This window comes from Spirosoma aerophilum (assembly GCF_054782495.1).
The window spans coordinates 282,168-302,064 of the sequence record NZ_BAAGSJ010000001.1 but is presented as its reverse complement, the minus strand read 5'-3'; the positions used below and the strand labels follow the sequence as shown (position 1 = coordinate 302,064).

10 protein-coding genes are annotated in these 19,897 nt (G+C 53.7%); 4 read left to right on the top strand and 6 right to left on the bottom strand.

The window, feature by feature from the left end:
* From ACYVK4_RS01175 to ACYVK4_RS01160, 4 genes are all read left to right on the top strand, one after another.
* Positions 1-2,394 (top strand): glycoside hydrolase family 3 N-terminal domain-containing protein, encoded by a 2,394-nt coding sequence (locus tag ACYVK4_RS01175; RefSeq protein ID WP_461125655.1) that lies wholly within the window; start codon positions 1-3, stop codon positions 2,392-2,394.
* Positions 2,395-2,439: 45 nt separating this feature from the next.
* Positions 2,440-4,722, top strand: coding sequence for a family 20 glycosylhydrolase (locus ACYVK4_RS01170; protein WP_461125654.1), 2,283 nt, complete (start codon positions 2,440-2,442; stop codon positions 4,720-4,722).
* A gap of 241 nt (positions 4,723-4,963) precedes the next feature.
* Positions 4,964-7,258, top strand: coding sequence for a GH92 family glycosyl hydrolase (locus ACYVK4_RS01165; RefSeq protein WP_461125653.1), 2,295 nt, complete (start codon positions 4,964-4,966; stop codon positions 7,256-7,258).
* A 387-nt stretch (positions 7,259-7,645) separates the two neighbouring features.
* Positions 7,646-10,939: a hypothetical protein gene (locus ACYVK4_RS01160; protein ID WP_461125652.1), complete on the top strand. Its 3,294-nt coding sequence runs from the start codon at positions 7,646-7,648 to the stop codon at positions 10,937-10,939.
* Positions 10,940-11,042: 103 nt separating this feature from the next.
* Here ACYVK4_RS01160 and ACYVK4_RS01155 read toward each other — a convergent pair whose 3' ends face one another.
* The 6 genes from ACYVK4_RS01155 to ACYVK4_RS01130 form a co-directional block, all read right to left on the bottom strand.
* Complete coding sequence (locus ACYVK4_RS01155) at positions 11,043-12,080, bottom strand: hypothetical protein (RefSeq protein ID WP_461125651.1); 1,038 nt, start codon at positions 12,078-12,080, stop codon at positions 11,043-11,045.
* Positions 12,081-12,350: 270 nt separating this feature from the next.
* On the bottom strand, positions 12,351-13,787 hold the full coding sequence (locus ACYVK4_RS01150) for a SusD/RagB family nutrient-binding outer membrane lipoprotein (protein ID WP_461125650.1): 1,437 nt from the start codon (positions 13,785-13,787) through the stop codon (positions 12,351-12,353).
* A gap of 72 nt (positions 13,788-13,859) precedes the next feature.
* Positions 13,860-17,105: a SusC/RagA family TonB-linked outer membrane protein gene (locus ACYVK4_RS01145; RefSeq protein ID WP_461125649.1), complete on the bottom strand. Its 3,246-nt coding sequence runs from the start codon at positions 17,103-17,105 to the stop codon at positions 13,860-13,862.
* A gap of 670 nt (positions 17,106-17,775) precedes the next feature.
* Complete coding sequence (locus ACYVK4_RS01140) at positions 17,776-18,429, bottom strand: hypothetical protein (protein WP_461125648.1); 654 nt, start codon at positions 18,427-18,429, stop codon at positions 17,776-17,778.
* A 54-nt stretch (positions 18,430-18,483) separates the two neighbouring features.
* Entirely contained in the window at positions 18,484-19,425 is a 942-nt protein-coding gene (locus ACYVK4_RS01135; protein ID WP_461125647.1) for a DUF2268 domain-containing putative Zn-dependent protease, read from the bottom strand.
* 285 nt (positions 19,426-19,710) lie between these two features.
* Positions 19,711-19,863: a hypothetical protein gene (locus ACYVK4_RS01130; RefSeq protein ID WP_461125646.1), complete on the bottom strand. Its 153-nt coding sequence runs from the start codon at positions 19,861-19,863 to the stop codon at positions 19,711-19,713.
* Between the last annotated feature and the right edge of the window lie 34 nt (positions 19,864-19,897).

Sequence of the window (19,897 nt, the reverse complement as noted above, 5' to 3'; positions counted from 1 at the left end):
ATGAAGGCTATTCATCGCCGTTTTTTGCCCATAGCGGCTTGCCTGACGCTGCTCGTTACGGTTGCCGGTAAGCCAAAAGAGCCAATCCCGCTGTATAAAAATCCCCAGGCGCCGATCGAGAAGCGAGTGCAGGATTTACTCCGGCGCATGACGACCGAAGAGAAAGTGGGGCAACTGGCTACGTTGCTTGGCTGGGAGATGTACGACAAAAAAGGGGACGTCATCGAGGTTAGTGAGAAATTCAAACAGGCCATCCGCGACCAGAAGATCGGGATGCTGTGGGCCACTCTGCGCGCTGATCCATGGACGCAGAAAACCCTGACTACCGGTCTCAACCCGACCCAGGCTGCCCAGGCGACAAATGCCATCCAGAAATACGCTATCGAAAATACGCGGCTGGGTATTCCGCTGTTGCTGGCCGAGGAGTGCCCGCACGGGCATATGGCCATTGGGACGACGGTATTTCCAACGGCTTTAGGGCAGGGTAGTACGTGGGACCCGGCCCTGATTCAACAAATGGCCACGGCCATTGCCCAGGAGGCTCGTTTGCAGGGCGCCCACGTTGGCTACGGCCCGGTACTCGACCTGGCCCGCGAGCCACGCTGGTCGCGCGTGGAAGAAACCTATGGCGAAGACCCCGTATTGACCAGCCAGATGGGCATGGCGGTGGTACGCGGGTTTCAGGGGAAGAGCATCAGCAGCGGAGTCAATATTATGTCGACGCTGAAGCACTTTGCTGCCTATGGTGTGCCGGAAGGGGGACACAATGGCGGGAGCGTCAGTCCGGGCTTTCGCGACCTGCACCAGGCTTACCTGCCCGCCTTCAGGGCGGCCGTGGGGGCCGGAGCGTTGTCGGTCATGACGGCCTATAACTCCATCGATGGTGTTCCCTGCACCGCCAATGCTGAGTTACTAAAGACGGTACTGCGCGACCAGTGGGGATTTAAGGGCTTCACCGTCTCGGACCTGACCAGCATTACGGGTCTGTATAACCGGCAACATGTGGCCGCTACGGCCGCTGATGCGGCTGCGCTGGCCATCAACTCCGGTTTGGATACCGACCTGAGTGGGTATGGCTTCGGAAAATCCCTGCTGGAGGCCATCCGTCAGAAGAAGGTGCCTGCTGCGGTACTCGATACGGCGGTGAGCCGGGTGCTGCGGCAGAAATTTGCGATGGGTCTCTTCGACAATCCTTACGTAGTGCCGGAGAAGACGTCGGCGGGGGTGAAGAACGCAGATCACGTGCAGCTGGCCCGCCGGGTGGCGCAGGAGTCAGTTGTTTTGCTCAAAAATGAGAACAACCTGCTGCCGCTGGCCAAAACCCTGAAACACATTGCCGTCATTGGTCCCAATGCCGATAACGTTTACAACCAGCTGGGCGATTACACCGCTCCACAGCCCGACGGGGCCGTTACCACAGTACTACAGGGCATACGCGCCAAATTCGGTCCGGGCGTGACCGTCACTTACGCCAAAGGGTGCAGCATTCGGGATACATCGTCGAGCGGAATAGCCGAAGCGGTTGCCACAGCCCGACAGGCTGACGTAGTCGTCCTGGTGCTGGGTGGGTCCAGCGCACGTGATTTTAAAACGGAGTACCAGACAACCGGGGCCGCTACCGTAAACGCTGCCGTGGTGAGTGACATGGAGAGTGGGGAGGGATTTGACCGGTCGACGCTGGATTTGATGGGCCGACAGCAGGAATTGCTGGAAGCCGTAGTAAAAACCGGGAAACCGGTCGTTCTGATTCACATTCAGGGTCGTCCCCTGAACATGAACTGGGCAGCCGCGCATGTACCGGCCATCCTGACGGCCTGGTATCCGGGTCAGGAAGGGGGCAACGCGCTGGCGGACGTGCTTGCCGGCGACTACAACCCTGCGGGCCGACTGCCGTTATCGATACCTAAATCGGTGGGTCAGCTGCCCGTTTATTACAATGCACTGAAACCTGAAAATCACGGCTACGTAGAGGTCGATGCCAAACCCTTATTTGCCTTTGGTTACGGCCTCAGCTACACCACATTCGACTACCGCGATCTGTCGATAAACGTCTCATCTGCCGGGCAGGATATTACGGCCCGGGTTTCCTTCACCGTCAAAAATACGGGGCAGCGGGATGGCGACGAGGTCGTTCAGCTGTATGTCAATGATAAAGTGAGCTCCGTTGTCGGGCCGATCCGGCAATTGAAGAAATTTCAGCGGGTGCCGTTGACCGCCGGTGAACAGAAAACGATTGTCTTCGACCTGAAAGCAGACGACCTTAAATTCCTCAATGTCGATAAGCAGTGGGTGGCGGAACAGGGAACGTTCGCGGTGCAGATTGGCTCATCCTCCGATGCCATAAAACTCACAAAAGACTTTTTGCTGCCGCGTACGATTTACATAAAGAACTAAGCGGGGCGCCGTAAAGAAATGATCAGGGCTATTTTATTTAATCGAATGCATCTCAAATACCTCATTTTCCTGGTTGGGTTTAGTCTGTTGCTTGCCGGTGCCGGTCAGGCGCAGGCCCCCGATCAATACCCGATTATCCCGTATCCAACCTCCTTGGTGCCGGGTCAGGGGCAGTTTGTCATTACGCCAAAAACGGCACTGGTTGTACAGGACAGCCGCTTCCGGAACGAAGCCGGACAGCTGCAGCAGTTGCTGAAGTCGGGAGCAGGCAAGCCCTTGCCCACACCTGGAGGCTCTTCGCAGATCGTGCTCAAATACGATCCGTCCATCACGGCATCAGAAGGGTATCAACTCACGATCACGCCCAGGATGGTAACCCTGGCGGCCAAAGAGCCGGTGGGCATGTTTCGGGCTATTCAGACCGTGCGGCAGTTGTTGCCGGTGGGCATCGAGCAGAAGACGTTGACCGGTACGCTTACCCTCCCGGCAGTACAGATCAGCGACCAGCCCGCCTATGCGTGGCGGGGGATGCACCTCGACGTGTCCCGGCATTTCTTCTCAATGGATTACCTGCACAAGTTTGTCGATCTGCTGGCCCTCTACAAATTCAATAAATTTCACCTGCACCTGACCGACGACCAGGGCTGGCGGCTGGAAATAAAGGCGTATCCCAAACTAACCAGCGAAGGAGCCTGGCGGACCTTCAACAACCAGGATTCGGTGGTGCTGAAACGGGCCGCTACAAACCCCGACTTCGCCCTGCCGAAGCAATACCTGCGGCAGAAAGACGGGAAAACGGAGTATGGCGGGTTCTACACCCAGAATCAGATGCGCGAACTCATTGCCTACGCAGCCGCCCGCCATATCGAGATCATTCCGGAAATCGACATGCCCGGCCACCTGACAGCGGCCATCAAGGCGTATCCGTTTCTGAGCTGTACGGGACAGGAGGGCTGGGGTAAAACGTTTTCGGTGCCTATCTGCCCCTGCAACGAACCCACCTACACGTTTACCGAAACCGTACTGAGCGAGGTGGCCGCGCTGTTTCCAAGTCAATACATACACATTGGGGCCGATGAAGTGGAAAAGTCGACCTGGGCGCAATCGACGGCCTGTCAGGCGTTGATGAAGCGGGAGGGCATCAAGAGCGTAGAAGAACTACAAAGCTATTTCGTACACCGAACCGAGAAATTTCTGCTGTCGAAAGGGAAGAAGCTGATGGTTTGGGACGACGCGCTGGAAGGTGGGCTGTCCCCATCGGCTACGGTTATGTACTGGCGCAGCTGGGTGACCGACGCACCCGTGAAAGCGGTTCGGAATGGTAATCCGGTGGTGATGACGCCTGTGAATACCCTCTATTTCGATGTGCTGCCCGATAAGAACTCGCTCGCGAACGTCTACCGGTTCAACCCCGTGCCGGCCGGGTTGACCCCCGCCGAAGCAACGTCCATGCTGGGGGCGCAGGCCAACACCTGGACGGAGTATATCCCGTCCGAAAACCGGGTCGACTATATGGTGATGCCGCGTATGACGGCGCTGGCCGAACGACTCTGGACCAATCAGAATCAATACGACGCCTACCGGCAACGGCTGCCCCGGCATTACCCGCGTCTGGATGCGCTGGGGGTTCACTACCGCGTGCCCGACTTAAGTGGCTTTGCCGAAGAGAATGTATTTACGGACCAAACGACGCTGCACATTCGCAAGCCGACGGATAATCTGGTTGTCCGCTACACCACCGATGGTAGTTTGCCGGGTGCTTCGTCGGTCGTGTTGCCCGAGTCGTTACCAATCAGCCAGCCAACGACCGTGAAGCTGGCGGCTTTCACGAACAGCGGCTTGCAGGGCGACGTCTACACGCTTCGGTATCGTCAACAATCCCTGGCCGAGCCGGTGCCGACATCGTCTGTCAAATCCGGCTTGATGAGTACGTATGTGAAAGGGCAATTCAAAAACGTAGCGGCCATGAACCGGGCAACGGCGTCCGATTCGGTTGTGGTAAATCAGGTGAACGTGCCGGAAACGGCTACAGCGGGTAGTTTCGGGGTTCGATTTCGGGGTTATCTGACCGTTCCAACGACGGGTGTTTACAGCTTTTTTCTGGTTGCCGACGATGGAGGGGTATTGACCATTGCCAACCGGACGGTGATCGACAACGACGGCAACCACGGCCCGATCGAAAAAAGCGGGCAGGTGGCGCTGAAGCAGGGCACCCACCCCTTCGCCCTTGATTTTATCGAAGCGGGTGGCGGCTACACCCTGAAGCTGTTCTACAGCCGCGAGGGTGGTGAACCCCAACCCATACCCGCCGACTGGCTGGGGCATTGACACCACTGTATGTCTGGGCCAAGCTGGAGCTTGGTTATAGTGCCGTGATGCGTGATGTCAGGTTCTTAAACCTGACAAGCGAGGTTTCTCAAAACCTCATGGTGGCGGGTTTAAGAACCCGCCACCACGGCACGAGTCCGACATTACGGCACAAACCCGACACCATCGAGAAACTAGTACCATCATAAGTATCATTTACGTTACGATATCGACCGGCGACAACGCCAATTTTTGCTACTTTATGCGTTTATCTTCTTTGCAGTCAACCGTCAACTACCTTTCTGCGTTAAGCCTCGCCGTTGGGTTATTGCTGCCACCAGACGGTAAAAGTCAGTCGACTGCCGTTCCTAAAGCGCCAACCGGCCTGACCCGTTATGTCGACCCATTTATTGGGACCGGCTTTCACGGCCACGTGTTCATGGGCGCCAATGTGCCGTTTGGGGCCGTTCAGCTGGGGCCTACCCAAATGTCGCAGGGGTGGGACTGGTGTTCGGGCTACCATTATTCCGATTCGCTGATTGTCGGGTTTGCCCACACGCACCTCAACGGCACGGGCATCGGCGATCTGGGCGATGTGCAGATCATGCCGACAACCGGAGCGGTAAAGCTCATCCGGGGCACCAGTAAAGACAGCCGGAGCGGTTACGCATCGCGTTTTTCGCATGCGCAGGAAACGGCTCGTCCGGGCTACTACGCCGTGAAGCTACAGCGCTACAACATCGACGTGGCCTTGACAGCGACCGAGCGGGTGGGGCTGCATCAGTACACGTTCCCTAAATCCAGCGACGCCCATGTTGTGATCGATCTGGGCGAAGGTGTAGGCGATAGACCTACCGAAACGTATCTGGAAAAACTGAACGACTCGACCCTCGTCGGCTACCGTTTTTCGAAAGGGTGGGCTTCCGATCAGCGGCTCTATTTCGCCATTATCTTCGCCAAACCGATTCAGCAGCTGGCACTTTATACCGACCAGACACCGGCAACGGGTACATCCGTAAAGAGCAATCGGGTGAAGGGCGTAGTGAGTTTTGCGACCCAGGCCAACGAAAAGGTGCTGGTGAAAGTCGGTATTTCGCCGGTTAGCTCCGTGAATGCGCTGGCTAACATTCGGGCCGAACTGCCCCATTGGAATTTTGCCAAAGTGGCGCAGGCTGCCGATGCTGCCTGGGATAGGGAGCTGAGCAAAATTTCGGTTAAAACGAAGGACCAGAACCGGCTGAAGATTTTTTATACCGCCCTGTTTCATACGCAGGTGGCTCCTTCACTGTTCAACGACCACAATGGCGATTATCGGGGTGCCGACAAGCAGGTGTATCCGAAAGCTGCGTTTAACAACATGACCACGTTTTCGCTCTGGGATACCTACCGGAGTGCGCATCCGCTGTTTACGCTGACGCAGCCCCGGCGGGTGGCAGACATGATCAACTCCATGCTCGCCATCTTCGATCAGCAGGGGAAGCTGCCCGTCTGGCATCTGGTGGGCAACGAAACGAACACCATGCCCGGCAACAGCGCCATGCCCGTTGTGGCCGATGCCTGCCTGAAAGGCATTGCCGGTATTGATGTCAACCGCGCTTTTAACGCCATGAAGGCAAGCGCCATGCTGGACGAGCGGGGGCTGAAATTTTTGAAGTCGAAAGGCTATATCCCCGCCGATACGCTGGTGGAGAGCGTGGCCCGCGGGCTCGAATACGCCATCGACGACTGGGCCATTGCGCAGGTAGCCAAGAAACTGGGGAAAGAGGCCGATTATGCCTATTTCAGCCAGCGGGCCAAAGCCTACCAGCAGTATTTCGATCCGCAAATCCGGTTCATGCGCGGCCGTGTGTCGGACAACGAACGCCGGACGCCCTTCAGCCCGCTGGTCTCGCGACATATGAAAGACGATTTTGCCGAAGGCAACAGCTGGCAATACACCTGGCTGGTGCCGCACGATGTAGAAGGGCTGATCTCGCTGTTCGCGGGCGAGAAAGCGTTCACGCAGAAGCTGGATTCCCTGTTCGTGGTTCACGGCGATATGGGCAGCGAAGCCTCCAACGACATCACCGGTCTGATCGGGCAGTACGCACACGGCAACGAGCCAAGCCACCACATCACCTACCTTTATGGCTACGTGGGCCAGCCCTGGAAAACGGCGGATAAGGTGCGGTATATTCTCGATAGCCTGTACACCACCCGACCCGACGGCCTGATTGGCAATGAAGATGTGGGGCAGATGTCGGCCTGGTATGTGCTGTCAGCTATGGGCTTCTACCCGGTCAACCCGGCCAATGGAGCTTACGTGTTTGGCAGTCCGGTATTCGACGAGCTGACGCTTAATCTGGAAAACGGCAAATCGTTTCAAATCAAAACGGTCAATAACAGCGCGACGAACCGATATATCAAGCGCATTCTTCTGAACGGCAATCCATATACGAAAGCTTATCTGCTGCACCAGACCATCCTGAACGGTGGCACGTTGACTATCGAAATGGACAGTAAACCCAGCACCACCTGGGGCATCCGACCCGAAGACCGGGCTCGGTCGGTCAATTGAGGTAAGGGCTGTTGTATTGGTGATCAGGTACGTTGTTTATTGTAACCCCCCGATGGAGCCATCGGGGGGTTACGGCTTATTACGGGGTCATGTTCTCAAACTATAATTACCCAATTCACTAAATAAAGTCCTACAAAACAGCTCAGGTAAAGTGCTTGATACAACAATTATCAAAATATTATCTTCCCTTACTATTAATAGCCTTATAATATTTTAGATAAATTTAATAAATATATATTTTATTTTGAATATTTCATCAAAGTCAAATTATTAAATTTTATATTTATAACCTAGTGAAATAATATATTGACTTTCTGTCGATACAGCGTCTGGTATCTATTGCGCCTGTTCATTCTCTCTTCTAATCCTGATAAAATCTGTATGCTGATGAATCGAAAGCTACCCTTGTTACTGGTATGTCTATGGTTAACTAAACTCGGTGCTGGTGCTCAGACCCTGCAACCGGCTGTATTTAAACAGATGAGCGTTCGCAGTCTGGGCCCCGCCGTTATGGGCGGACGCATTACGGCCATCGACGCCGTCGTGAGCAATCCAGAGATGATCTATGTTGGATCGGCATCGGGCGGGGTCTGGAAAAGTGAAAATGCCGGGGGCACCTGGAAGCCGGTATTCGACGACCAGCCGACCATCAATATCGGCTCCATTGCCATTCAGCAAAGTAACCCCAATGTTGTTTGGGTTGGTACCGGCGAAGGCAATCCCCGAAACTCCGTCAACATGGGTGGCGGTATCTTCAAGACCATCGACGGGGGGCTGACCTGGAAGTCGATGGGGCTGGAGAAAACGTTTAACATCCACCGGATCATCATCGACCCGCTGAATCCGGACGTGGTCTATGCCGGGGTAATTGGCTTTCCCTTTGGCGAACACCCGGAGCGGGGCGTGTTCAAAACCACCAACGGCGGCCAAACCTGGGAGCGGATTCTGTACACCAACGAAAAATCGGGGGTAGCCGAAATGGTGATGGACCCCACCAACCCGGCTAAGCTTGTGGTGGCCATGTGGCAGCACCGCCGTACGCCCTGGGATTTCACCTCCGGCGGGCCGGGTTCGGGGCTGTTCATCACGTATGATGGTGGCAAGACCTGGAAGAAAAAAGGCGAAGCCGACGGGCTGCCCAAAGGAGATTTTGGCCGGTTGGGACTCGCCATCAGCCGCAGTTCACCGAACAAAATTTACGCACTGGTCGAAGCCACGAAAAACGCCTTCTACCGCTCCGACGATGGGGGCGAGAAGTGGACCCTGATTACCGACGACCCGGCGGTGGTGGTCGATCGTCCGTTCTACTACAACGAGATTTACGTAGACCCCAAAGTTGAAACCCGTATCTACAAACTGAGTGCCCCGCTGTCGGTCAGTGAAGATGGCGGGAAAACCTTCAAAGCACTAGCCACCCCGGATCAGGTGCACTCCGACCACCATGCCTTCTGGATTCATCCCACCAACCCGAACTTTATCATTGAAGGCAACGACGGCGGACTGGCCATCAGCCGCGACCACGGCAAGTCGTGGACAAACCCCGAAGCCATTCCCGTCGGACAGTTTTACCACGTTAATGTCGACAATGAAGTGCCGTATAATGTATATGGTGGCTTACAGGACAACGGCTCCTGGATGGGGCCTGCCTATACCTTTCATACGGGCGGCATTCGGAATAGTCACTGGCTGGCGTTGAACCTGGCCGATGGGTTCGATGTGATCCCCGACCCCGAAGATTCACGCTACGGCTACTGCATGTCGCAGGGGGGGAATGTGATTCATTACGACAAGCTTACGGGTGGTTCATCTTTCGTTAAGCCCATTGTCGGCGACCTCAACACCCGGCTTCGGTTCAACTGGAACGCCGGTTTTGCGCAGGATCCGTTCGACAAAAAGACCTTTTACGGCGGTAGCCAGTTTCTGCACAAGTCGCCCGACAAAGGCCTGAGCTGGGAAACCATTTCGCCTGACCTCACGCTCAACGATCCGGCGCACCAGAAACAGGACGACAGCGGTGGCCTCACCATCGACGCTACCCAGGCCGAAAACCACAACTCCATTCTGACCATTGCCCCCAGTTCGCTCCAGAAGGGGGTTATCTGGGTAGGCACAGACGACGGAAACGTGCAGCTCACCAAAGATGGTGGGAAAACCTGGACGAACCTGAGCCCCAAAATTCCCGGCCTGCCCAAAGAAGCCTGGATTGCCCAGATTACGGCCTCTCGCTACAAAGCCGGAGAAGCCTTCGTCGTTTCGAACTCGTATAGGATGGGGACCGATATGGCCCCGTACATCTACCGAACCACCGATTTTGGCCAGACCTGGACGCGCATCATGAGCGAAAAAGAGGCTAAAGGCTACGCCCTTTGTTTTATCCAGGACCCCGTGGAGCCGCGCCTGATGTTTGCCGGTACCGAGCATGGACTTTGGGCGAGTATCGACGAAGGGAAAACCTGGGCGCAGTGGGATAACGGCATGCCTGCCGCTACCCCAACGATGGACTTAGCCATTCAGGAGCGCGAAGCCGACCTGGTCATCGCAACGTTCGGGCGGTCGATTTATGTGCTCGATAACATTCGGCCACTGCGTAAACTGGCTGCTACGAATGGTAAAATCCTGGATCAGCCGCTGGCAGCTTTTGAACCGTCTACAGCTTATCTGGCCGTATATCGGGGCCCGCAAGGCTACGGAAAAGATGCGGAAGACCTGTTTCAGACCCCCAACCGCCCGGCCGGGGCTACGTTGCCTATCTACCTGAAACCGAAAGGAAAAATGGTAACACCAAAACCAGCGGAGTCGGTTGCGGCTGATAAAAAGGCGAAGAAGCCCACATCGGTTACCAAACCGGATGAGTCAAGTCTGGTTGCCTCGGCCCCTGTGGCCGCAACGACCAGCGCCACTGCTGGCCGACCAAAAGCCGATTCGGTGTTTGTGCGCATCTATGACGAAGCCAACAAGCTGGTGCGGACGTTGAAGCAGGCTCCCGATACGGCTTTGGGCGTTCAACGAATCAACTGGAATTTGACCGATACGCCCATTCCGATGCCCAGCGCGGGCGGAGGGCGGCGGGGTACGGGCGAGCCAACGGGCAACCCCGTCATGCCGGGCCGCTATAAAGTTGTTGTGGCCTATGCCGGTGCCAGCGATTCGACCTTCCTGACGGTCGACCCCGATCCACGCGTACCTTTCGACAAAGAGGCTGCCCTGGCCCGCAAAGCGTTGCAGGAGCGACTGAACAAAAACATTCGCCAGCTGACCGAGGTGACCAAACGAATTCAGGAAGCGAATGATGCGGCCGAAGGGGTAAAATCGCGGCTGAAAGAGAAGAAAGGCACTGAGTATGATGAACTGCGTAAACTAACCCTCTCGATACAGGATTCGCTGAAGAAAGCCCGTGAAGAGGTGGTGGGCAAGCGAACGGAGCGGCAGGGATTGGGCAGCGTATACATGCTGACGCCCATGTTCAAGATTCAGGAAGCCGGTTCGTACATCAACCGCCGAACCGAAATGCCCACCAAAACCGAATCGCAGCTGGTCGATCAGGCCGAAATGCTGAGTAAGCAGACCATCACGAAGGTGAACCAGTTCTTTAGCAGGCAGTGGTCCGAGTACTACAAAAAAGTACAGGCAACCCCGCTGGAAACCATGAAAGAATACGCCCCAATGGGCGTTACGCCCTAACAGGGTATAGACGTTTCCAACGTATCGAGGCTTTTGCGGGAAGGGGTTTTCAGGCGTCATGTGGTTACCATATGGCATATGAAAACCCCTGACTGTATAAACGCTATTTTGGCTTGCCATTTACCCAGGAAACGGGGACCGAGTTACCCTTCCGGTAATTCACTTTCTGCAAAAGCCACTGGTTGTTTTCTTTCGATGTTGATTGTAACGCTCCCGCTGCCAGACCCCCTACGGCACCAAACATGATACCCGCTAAAATTGGTGTAGACCCTGTGCCCGCATAATTGGGACGTGGCCGCCAATAATAGAAGTCCGAGCCTTCTTTGCTCATCTTAAAGAACCCCAGCCCCGTAGCCCTCAATAACGTCGTCCCATCTGAAACGGCGAATAGACCGTCTGGTAATAATCTGGTTTTCTTTTTACGTTTTTCGTCGAAGGCATACACTCGTATTTCGTTTTTCCGCTCTTCGAACTCCAGTTCGCTACCTGTCTCAGGTTCATTCATTTTAAACTGTGTATAATTCCGATAGATACCTGCCCGCGCCTGGCTGGCGCTATACATCGGTAGTTTCAGTTTCTCCAGGCTGTCGAGAACCAGCAGATCCTGAAAGCTATAACGTATGAGGTCGGATGGCTCCTGCTTCCTGGCTAATTGGGCGACCTGTTGCGAAAGAAGACAGAATTGGCTGCTAACGGAGCGCAGTAATTTTTTTGTTACATCTACTCCGGTAGTCGTATAGGTGGTGTCTATTGTTATCAACTCCGTGAATTGATCGGGGGCTTTCATTGTAAAGAATCGCAAAGCCAACCGGAATCGGCCTGTTTCAGTGCTTGTGCCGTGTATCTCATTGAGAAACAGTTCGTTGAGCATCAGTATCAAGGTGGTCTTCTGTGCCCCATTCGTTGAATCCGTAAAATAGGTTGCTAGGCTGTCGGCAAGGTTTCCGCAGACAATTTCCCTTGACTTGTTAAAGGACCCACTCTGAACAAGACCAATAAGCTGGTTCTGGCTGCGGTTATCAATGACTTTGACCGATTGGAAGCCTGCCGTTGTTTCTTTACAGGAAAAATCGAGTTTCAGGTCTATTGTCTGTCCAAATGTATTGCCTAGGGTTAGGAAAAAAAGATAGAGAAAGGACAATCTCATCACTGTGCGGTGCTTGGTAAAAGGTGGCGTTGACAACAACAAAAAGGGTTTTTACAACCAGGGGTGAAATTGATAAAATTCTTTATAATATCAAAAAGACATATATATATACTTACTGATAAATTATATCAGGTATAGCTTATATAAAAAAAGCTCTTCCAGACACGGAAGAGCTTTTTTTATCAGGCCGATCATCAAGGCGTCGAACCGTCCCCATAGGGTATAATGGTAAAACGTTACCCGCCCGGACGGTACGACACCAAACTACTTGTAGATAGCCAGGGCGTCAAACGTGGCCGGTACGGGTTTGGGGGCATTGGGATTTGAATTGAGTTCATTTTGTGGGTAAATGAAGCGCCAGGGGAGTTGGTTGCCGCTGTTGGGCGTTAGCTTGATGCCGACTGCTTCGCTCCGGGTCCGGCGCTCGTCGTCCCAGCCAATGTGCTGCCCGTAGAACGAAACATAGCGCTCCTGCAGGATTTCCCGCAGCAGGGCGTTGTCGGCACTAATACCATCTGCGTTTTCGATGCCGCCAGCCGCAAAATCAGCCGCTGCATACGGCTCATATTTATACGAACCTGCCGTCAGGTAGGTCGAACTGATGTTGCCGCCTGTATTCAGCCAGGCCCGGTACGCATTCAGGTGGCCCAGCGCCGTTGTGAAGCCCTTCCCCGAACGGATGGCCGATTCAGCCAGTGTCAGGATGTTTTCCTGGTAAGTAACGAGCGGGAAGCTGGCACTTTGCGCGAAGAAACCAGCCGAAGCCGTCGTATTGGGCTCGATCTTGCCGGGCGTATTCACCCCATTCTCGAGGTAATAGAACCTGAAACGGGCCGTCTCGATGGTTTTGGCGTTGTTCCGGTTTCGGGTACTGGCCGGGTTCAGCAGGCCGACGTTATACGCGCCAACGGCATTGATGTCGCCGGTACGGGTTGCGGCCAGAAAGGAGAAATACGAATTCTGGTTGACACTGGCCGTGTTGCCGTGGGGAGCATAAAGTGAGTTGGCAAACACACTGACACCCGTCTGGGCCGCTGTATACGCGGCATCGTATTGCTTCAGATCGGTTAACAAACGGGCTTTCAGCGTATAGGCTACCTGCGTCCATTTCGTGGCATCGCCACCAAAGTGAATATCCTCCGTCGTAACGGTGCCTACCCCGGATTTCAGATCCGTAATGGCGTCGTCCAGTGAGGCCAGCAGTTTGGTATATACCGTAGCCTGGGCTTCGAAGGCCGGGTTGGGGTATTTAACGATATCACCGGCCTGATCGAAGGGAATGTCGCCCCACAGCTGCGTACCCGTAGCCAGTGAATTGGCCCGTAGAATTTTGGCGATGGCAACCATTTTACGGTTCCCGAGGGCAGACGCCTTCTCAATGGTGAGCAGCGCGTTGGCGTTGGTGGCCTGAAACACCAGGTTCCAGTCGGCATCGTAAACGCCGGACGTGACGTTATAATTGTAGTAATCCAGCCATTGCCGGTCAGAGCCGGACGCGTACCCATCCCAGATCGTGGTCAGGCGGCTGGCCATACCTTCCTGTGTAGCCATGTTGGCCAGTTCGGTACCCGTCAGTAACAGGCTGGCGGTTGAGTTAGTCGGGTTATTCGGGTCAACGTTCAGGTTCTCGACAATGGACGAACAGGCGATGAACTGGAGACCGGCGACAAGGGCAAAAACTGATCTATGTAGGCGTTTCATACGATTTAAATGAATAATGGATCGTGGCTAATGAAGACTCCGATACATGGCGGTTATTCACGATCCATGTAATTAGTAATTGATTTTTACACTGAACAGCAGAGATTTGGTGTTGGGGCTGTTGAAGTAGTCCTGCCCCCGTGAGTTGCTGGCGCCGTTCAGGGCCGTTTCGGGATCGACACCCACCATCTTGGTCCACAGAACCGGGTTGCGCCCCGTTACCGTTATATCAATCGACTGTAATTTGGATTTCTGCCGGAACTTGGGCGAGCTGATCGAATAGCCGAGTGAGATCTCGCGTATGCGGGTCCAGCTGGCATCCGTAATGAACTGCTCCACCAGCGTGCTGAAACCGCCACCAATGGAGGTGTAATACGACTGATCGAGCAGCACCGGACCGGCTCCAAAATCCTGGATATTGCCCCGAACGGTGCTTCCGGCAGCAATGGTTTTACCCGCGTAGTTTTTCAGGTCTTTCGTCAGAGTTACTTCGTTGCCCACGTCGGCATGAGTACCGAAGTTGTAGAGCACCCCTCGGGTACCGTTGTAGAAATCACCCCCCTGGAAGGTCTCGAATAGTACGTTCAGCGAGATTTTCTTATAAGACAGGTTCGTACCGAAACCACCGCGATAGTCCGGGTTGGGATCACCCACAACGCCAAACTGCGGAGCCACCTGCGGGAAGCCGTTGGCATTCAGCTGCAGCGCGCCTGATTCTGTCCGCAAAAAAGTACCTCCATAGAGTGACGACATGGCGTAGCCTACTTTAGCTACGGTACTGGCGGTACTGCTGAATCCCCCCAGCGTAATGATGTCGGTACCCGCCAGGTTAGTCACGCGGTTGATATTTCGGCTCAGATTGCCAAAAATATTCCAGGTAAAGCCTTTCTTGTTCAGGAGGTTGTAATTCAGTTCGACTTCCCAGCCTTTGTTGGTCATCGTACCGGCGTTGGTGTATTTGGAGGTGAAGCCCGTTGACCCGGCGGCTGCTACGTTCAGGAGCAGATTGGTGATCTCGTTGGCGTAATACGTGAAGCCGGTAGTTAAGCGGTTGTTCAGAAAGCGCAGGTCAGCCCCGACTTCATATTCCGTTTTCCGTTCGGGTTGTAGAAACGGGTCGCCCTGGGTGCTGCTGCGAACATACGCCCCGTTGCCGTAGCCCGACCCACTCAGCGGATTGGCCCAGCTACTGAAGGACGCGTTTACGTAGGTCGTGGCATTTCGGTAGGCATCCGGCTGAACCCCCACGGTACCATACGACGCCCGTAGTTTACCAAACGACAGCACTGGATTGTCGTTAAACATAGGCAGCTGCGTAAACTGCCAGGCCACATCGGCCGATGGGTAATAGAACGTCGATTTCGTCTGGCTGCCGAAGGTAGAGCCGGATTCGGCGGCAACGGACGCGTTGACGTACAACTGGTTAAAGAGGCCCACATTCAGGGTCGAATAGAGACGGGCCATCCGGCGGTGCGTGGTTGTCCGGTAGGGCGCATCGTTGGCTACCAGCGAGTTGCCGAAGTTGGCGGGTGCATCGGGGATGATAAAGGTGTTCATCGTACCGCCCAGGTTGAGGTACTTACGGTCGTTCAGGTTGAAGCCGGCAATCAGGGTGGTGGTAATGTTCTTGCCAAAGTCCTTGAATACACGGCCAATAATGTCGCCGTTCATTTCCGACTCCTTATAGATCGCTTCCTCGAAACTTCCCAGCCCGCTGTTGATTGCCGAGTTGACCGGGAAATTGGTAATGCGGTGATCGGTGTTGGCGTCGATACCGGCACGAGCCGTAATATCGAACCAGCTGGCGGGTGTGATGAGCAACTCCGAACTCATAATGAAGCGATCGACCTCAGAGAAGTTCGTCAACTCGTTGATGGCCCACAGCGGGTCGTTATAGATCGGGTTGGCCAGAGCACCCAGGTAGTTGCGATAGGCCCGCTGCCGGTTTGGGATCGCGCTGGCCGTGGGTGAAGCGAAGTAATTTCCTTTGTAGTCGCGGCTGTCGAAATCGGGGGCCGAGCGGAGATAGCCGATGTAAAGACCATTCACGCTGTTGCTGCGCTGAATCCGGTTTGAGGTGGTGCGGGCGTACGTCGCGTTGGTCGACGATTTGATGATGTCGTTGAAGCGACGCTCGGAGTTGAACCGCAGCGTTGTCCGGTTATAGTCGCTCTGGCCATTGATGATTCCTTTCTGGCGCAGATCGCCAACGCTCAGGTAGAAGTTCCCTTTATCGTTGCCGCCACTGATCGACAGGTTGTTGTCGATGTAGGTACCGGTTCTGAAAACCGCATTTTTCCGTTCATCGTTGAAGGTCTGCTGCGAGTTTTTAGTCAGGATCGGGTAGTAGGTCTTTCCGGTGTAGGACTCAAAGCGCGCGCCGTTCATGTTTACGATATCGTCGCCCCCGACCCGATTGGCAATTTTGTCGCCCCACGAATTGGCCACGGTTGGGTTGTAAACCCCTTCCGATCCCTGGCCGTAATTGCTTTGCAGGGGGTGCAGCAGGTTGGGCGTATCGAACGAAACCGTACTGCTGAAGGAGATATTGACCTTGTCGCTGTTGGCCCCTTTCTTGGTGGTGATCACGATAACGCCGTTGGCGGCCCTCGACCCCCACAAAGCCGCTGCCGAGGCCCCTTTCAGAATCTGCATGGAGGCAATGTCTTCGGGGTTGATATCGTTCAGACGAGACTGCTGGGTCACACCAGCCGACCCATCGCCCAGCGTGGAGTTACTAATAGGAATACCATCCACAATGACCAGCGGCTGGGTGGAGCCGGTGATGGTGTTTTGCCCCCGAATCTGGATGTAGGAGCCCGCACCGGGGTCACCGGCCGATTTGGTGATCTGGACACCGGCTGCTTTTCCCGACATCCCGTTGATCACCCCCGTTTCGCCCGACCGGACAATATCTTTGGCTTCGATCTTCGAGGCCGTAGCGCCCCGTTTGTCGGCGTTTTCCTTGAAACCCAGGGCGCTCACGATGATCTCATCCAGCGAGGTGGCATCCTGTTTGAGGTTAACCGAAATGGTACTCTGGTTGCCAATCAGCACCTCCTGCGTAACGGTGCCGATGAAGGAAAAGACCAGCGCGGCATTTTTAGGAGCCGTTGCCGGTAATGTAAACGTGTAGGCACCTTCGGCATTGGTGGAGGTACCCACCGACGTCCCTTTCAGGACCACGTTTACGCCGGGAAGCGGTGCCCGGTCGTCGCCCGACGTGATGATGCCTTTTATGACGCGTGTCTGGCCAAACATCGGTGCCGACACACAAAAAAGGAAGAGAAAGAGTAAACGTATACGTACTTTTTTCATAGGTAGACGGGAGCTTATTGAGGATCGTTTGTTAGAAGAAATTTGAACTGGATATACAGAGGGCTTTTTAAGGGCAATACAAGGTCACGCGGGTCGCTTTGGCAGCCCGTGAGGATAATTGACGTTACTTGTGCGGAATGATATAGGTGAACCGTGTCGGTATTCTATTCTAAGAATGACCTACACAGGTTCAAACGCCTTGCTGAGCCTGGATTTAGGTAGTTATCAGAGACAATCACCTAAATGAAAAATTTACTGAACGCTCAAAAGTGGAGTCGATCAACAGGATTGATTAAAAGTGTGTGTTCTTTTATTATTTTTGGCTTATGTATGTAAACGTAAAAATTAATTTCTTATTAAATATAAAAGTCAATATATAATTTTGAGTTTTATGTAAAATTCTATATTATATTCAATAATATACCTCATTAATCAAATTTGTACGGCAGCCTCAGGTATCGCCCGAGAAGCGTTTCGTAGTTACGGGTGCTAGTGGTCTAGTTATTAGTTAGTTAAGGTTTTTTGCAAGAGTAATCGACACGATCGCATCAGCCGACACAGCGCACACCGGATCTGATTATGTCTGAGCGGTTATCCTCCCGAAGCAGGGACTTACCCAGGGTTATATCTGCCCGGAATCGTTGCGAAAGCCGGGTCAATGGATGGCTTTCTACTTCGGCTGAACGTCTCCCGGAACGGCTTTCACCAGGTGGATGCGGGCCTCAAAGGCTTCCATTGATGCCGTAAGTCTTTCGGCTAACAAATGAGGGTCGACGTCCAGAGGAGGTCTGTTCGAGAGCTTGAACAGATTCGTATCACTCATCTTAGGCCAGAAGACGGTATCGTAATAGTAATCCCAGACTTTTCGTAAGGTTTCATCCTGGTGGTAGACGTCCAGATAGCTGTTTCGCTCATCCTGGTAGACGAAATCACCGAATACATTGATCCACAGGGTCAGGCCATTCAGCGTCGGTACACTATAGTTTTGATTGGCTATAGCGGTGAGGAGGTACGAAAGGTCATAATGAACATCAACGACCGGTTCCATATCCCGGACACTCGCCAGCCAGTGAGGTAACCGATCGGCCGGGGTCAGGGAAGGATATTCCTGCTCCAGGATACGAATCATGTCGGGCAATGAATCGATGGCTATCATGTCGCCCGACGGGTAGGTTAGCAGCCGATCCGTATGATCCTCATCGGTATCCGTATACCAGATCAAATACACCGACTCTGGATACCGGGGCGACTGATAGCCGGTGATCCACATCAGGTATTGCTGGCAACAGTCATCAAAAGGGGTTGATTTATCGGGCTGACTCATGGCTGTTCGGGCTAATGTGGTTCATGCATGGAGCCTGTACCGAGCAAAAGCCGCTCAATACCCGCTCTCTTTAAGGATGCTTTGCGGATTACTCAACGTGATGATATTCCTCAGCGCTTCAGGTTTGTCTATGGCCTTTTTGAGGTAGCGCTCACAAATACGAAAGCCGATCACATACCCCAACATACCCGGACGTTTCAGTTTGTCGTCGCCCAGGGCTAAAAACCATTTCGTGTCAATGGGTTTGTTCGCCTGAAGGGCAAACTCCGCCTGAATCGCCTTTTCCAGCGTTGGCGTCATCTGGTCGAATACGGATTGCATGGTCGATTCACCACTTAAATAATGCGTGATAAACTCAGCGCCCCCTTCGATCAATGCCAGGTCCATATTGGTTTTAGGAGCCAGCTTCTGTTGGAAATGAGTAATCTCGTGCAAACATACCGCGTCCAGTTTATCAACGGTACCGGCGGCTGCTTTGATGTATGGATTCGCTATTTCGTCGCGCGGGGAGTCGTTGGCCAAACTGGTAAGTTCAGCACCGATGTATAAAATATCATTCGTTCGACTGCCTGCCACCTCAAACTTGCCGATGCAGAAATACAACTCGGGAAAAACACTGGACGGGTAGATCGCCTTCAGTTTTCGCGCGCCTTTTACGACCGTCTCCTTCTGCCTGGGAATGGTGAGTGTATTGGCCCGTATTGATCGTAACAGATTGGGGTGTTTGCGGATGACGTCAAGAAAACTTTTCGCGTTCGAGCCGGACAGTTCCCGATACAGGGCAAGTCCATTACTGGCTTTGCCCAGATACTGATTGTCGATCACCCGTAAACTGTCCGCGTGACTCGTCGCGTTTGACAATTGATCGTAAGCCGACCAGAAATGAGTGATATCCTGCGTGTTAAATCGAATACTGTCGGGGTTAGCCGTTTTAACGGATTGAGCTGATGCAATGATAGGAAAATAGACAAAGAGAAAAGCGACTAACAGTCTCATGACGTGTGTTGCTTGGCAGGGTTGAGTTTACCTGCGCTAAAAAGGTTATCTATTAGGAATTCTCCTTGCTTAGGTAGGAGTTTGAGGGGGGACTGGGGGGACTTGACTCTGTTAGGAAAGGAATGGAAATGGATGCCCCAACATGCTCACATAAGACGGACAACTTGTTTTGTGGAGTTTGAAAGTGGAAGCACTTGTTGGACTCGTACTCAACGTCAGAATGGGTGATTGTTGACTGTCGAGGTTGCTTTTAAAACCCGCTGTCCGTCGCAGAGAAACTGACGTTTAATTGGCCCTCCGTTTCCTAATTGGAAGCTTTACCGTTTTCAGCATTTCATTGGCCTTGGCCAGTTTCTCTGGGAAGAGCACTTTGTCATTATACTGCTCCAGGGCGGGGTCAATCCGCACGATAGGTGCTTTGCTATTATTAAGTTCCATAAGAAGGTGGTGCTTGGACTACAAATGTTGACTT

Bases quoted from the DNA above. Each gene is read 5' to 3' on its own strand.
- ACYVK4_RS01160 (WP_461125652.1), top strand. From the start codon at position 7,646: ATGAATCGAAAGCTACCCTTGTTACTGGTATGTCTATGGTTAACTAAA.
- ACYVK4_RS01130 (WP_461125646.1), bottom strand. From the start codon at position 19,863: ATGGAACTTAATAATAGCAAAGCACCTATCGTGCGGATTGACCCCGCC.
- ACYVK4_RS01150 (WP_461125650.1), bottom strand. From the start codon at position 13,787: ATGAAACGCCTACATAGATCAGTTTTTGCCCTTGTCGCCGGTCTCCAG.
- ACYVK4_RS01175 (WP_461125655.1), top strand. From the start codon at position 1: ATGAAGGCTATTCATCGCCGTTTTTTGCCCATAGCGGCTTGCCTGACG.
- ACYVK4_RS01135 (WP_461125647.1), bottom strand. From the start codon at position 19,425: ATGAGACTGTTAGTCGCTTTTCTCTTTGTCTATTTTCCTATCATTGCA.
- ACYVK4_RS01165 (WP_461125653.1), top strand. From the start codon at position 4,964: ATGCGTTTATCTTCTTTGCAGTCAACCGTCAACTACCTTTCTGCGTTA.
- ACYVK4_RS01140 (WP_461125648.1), bottom strand. From the start codon at position 18,429: ATGAGTCAGCCCGATAAATCAACCCCTTTTGATGACTGTTGCCAGCAA.
- ACYVK4_RS01145 (WP_461125649.1), bottom strand. From the start codon at position 17,105: ATGAAAAAAGTACGTATACGTTTACTCTTTCTCTTCCTTTTTTGTGTG.
- ACYVK4_RS01170 (WP_461125654.1), top strand. From the start codon at position 2,440: ATGCATCTCAAATACCTCATTTTCCTGGTTGGGTTTAGTCTGTTGCTT.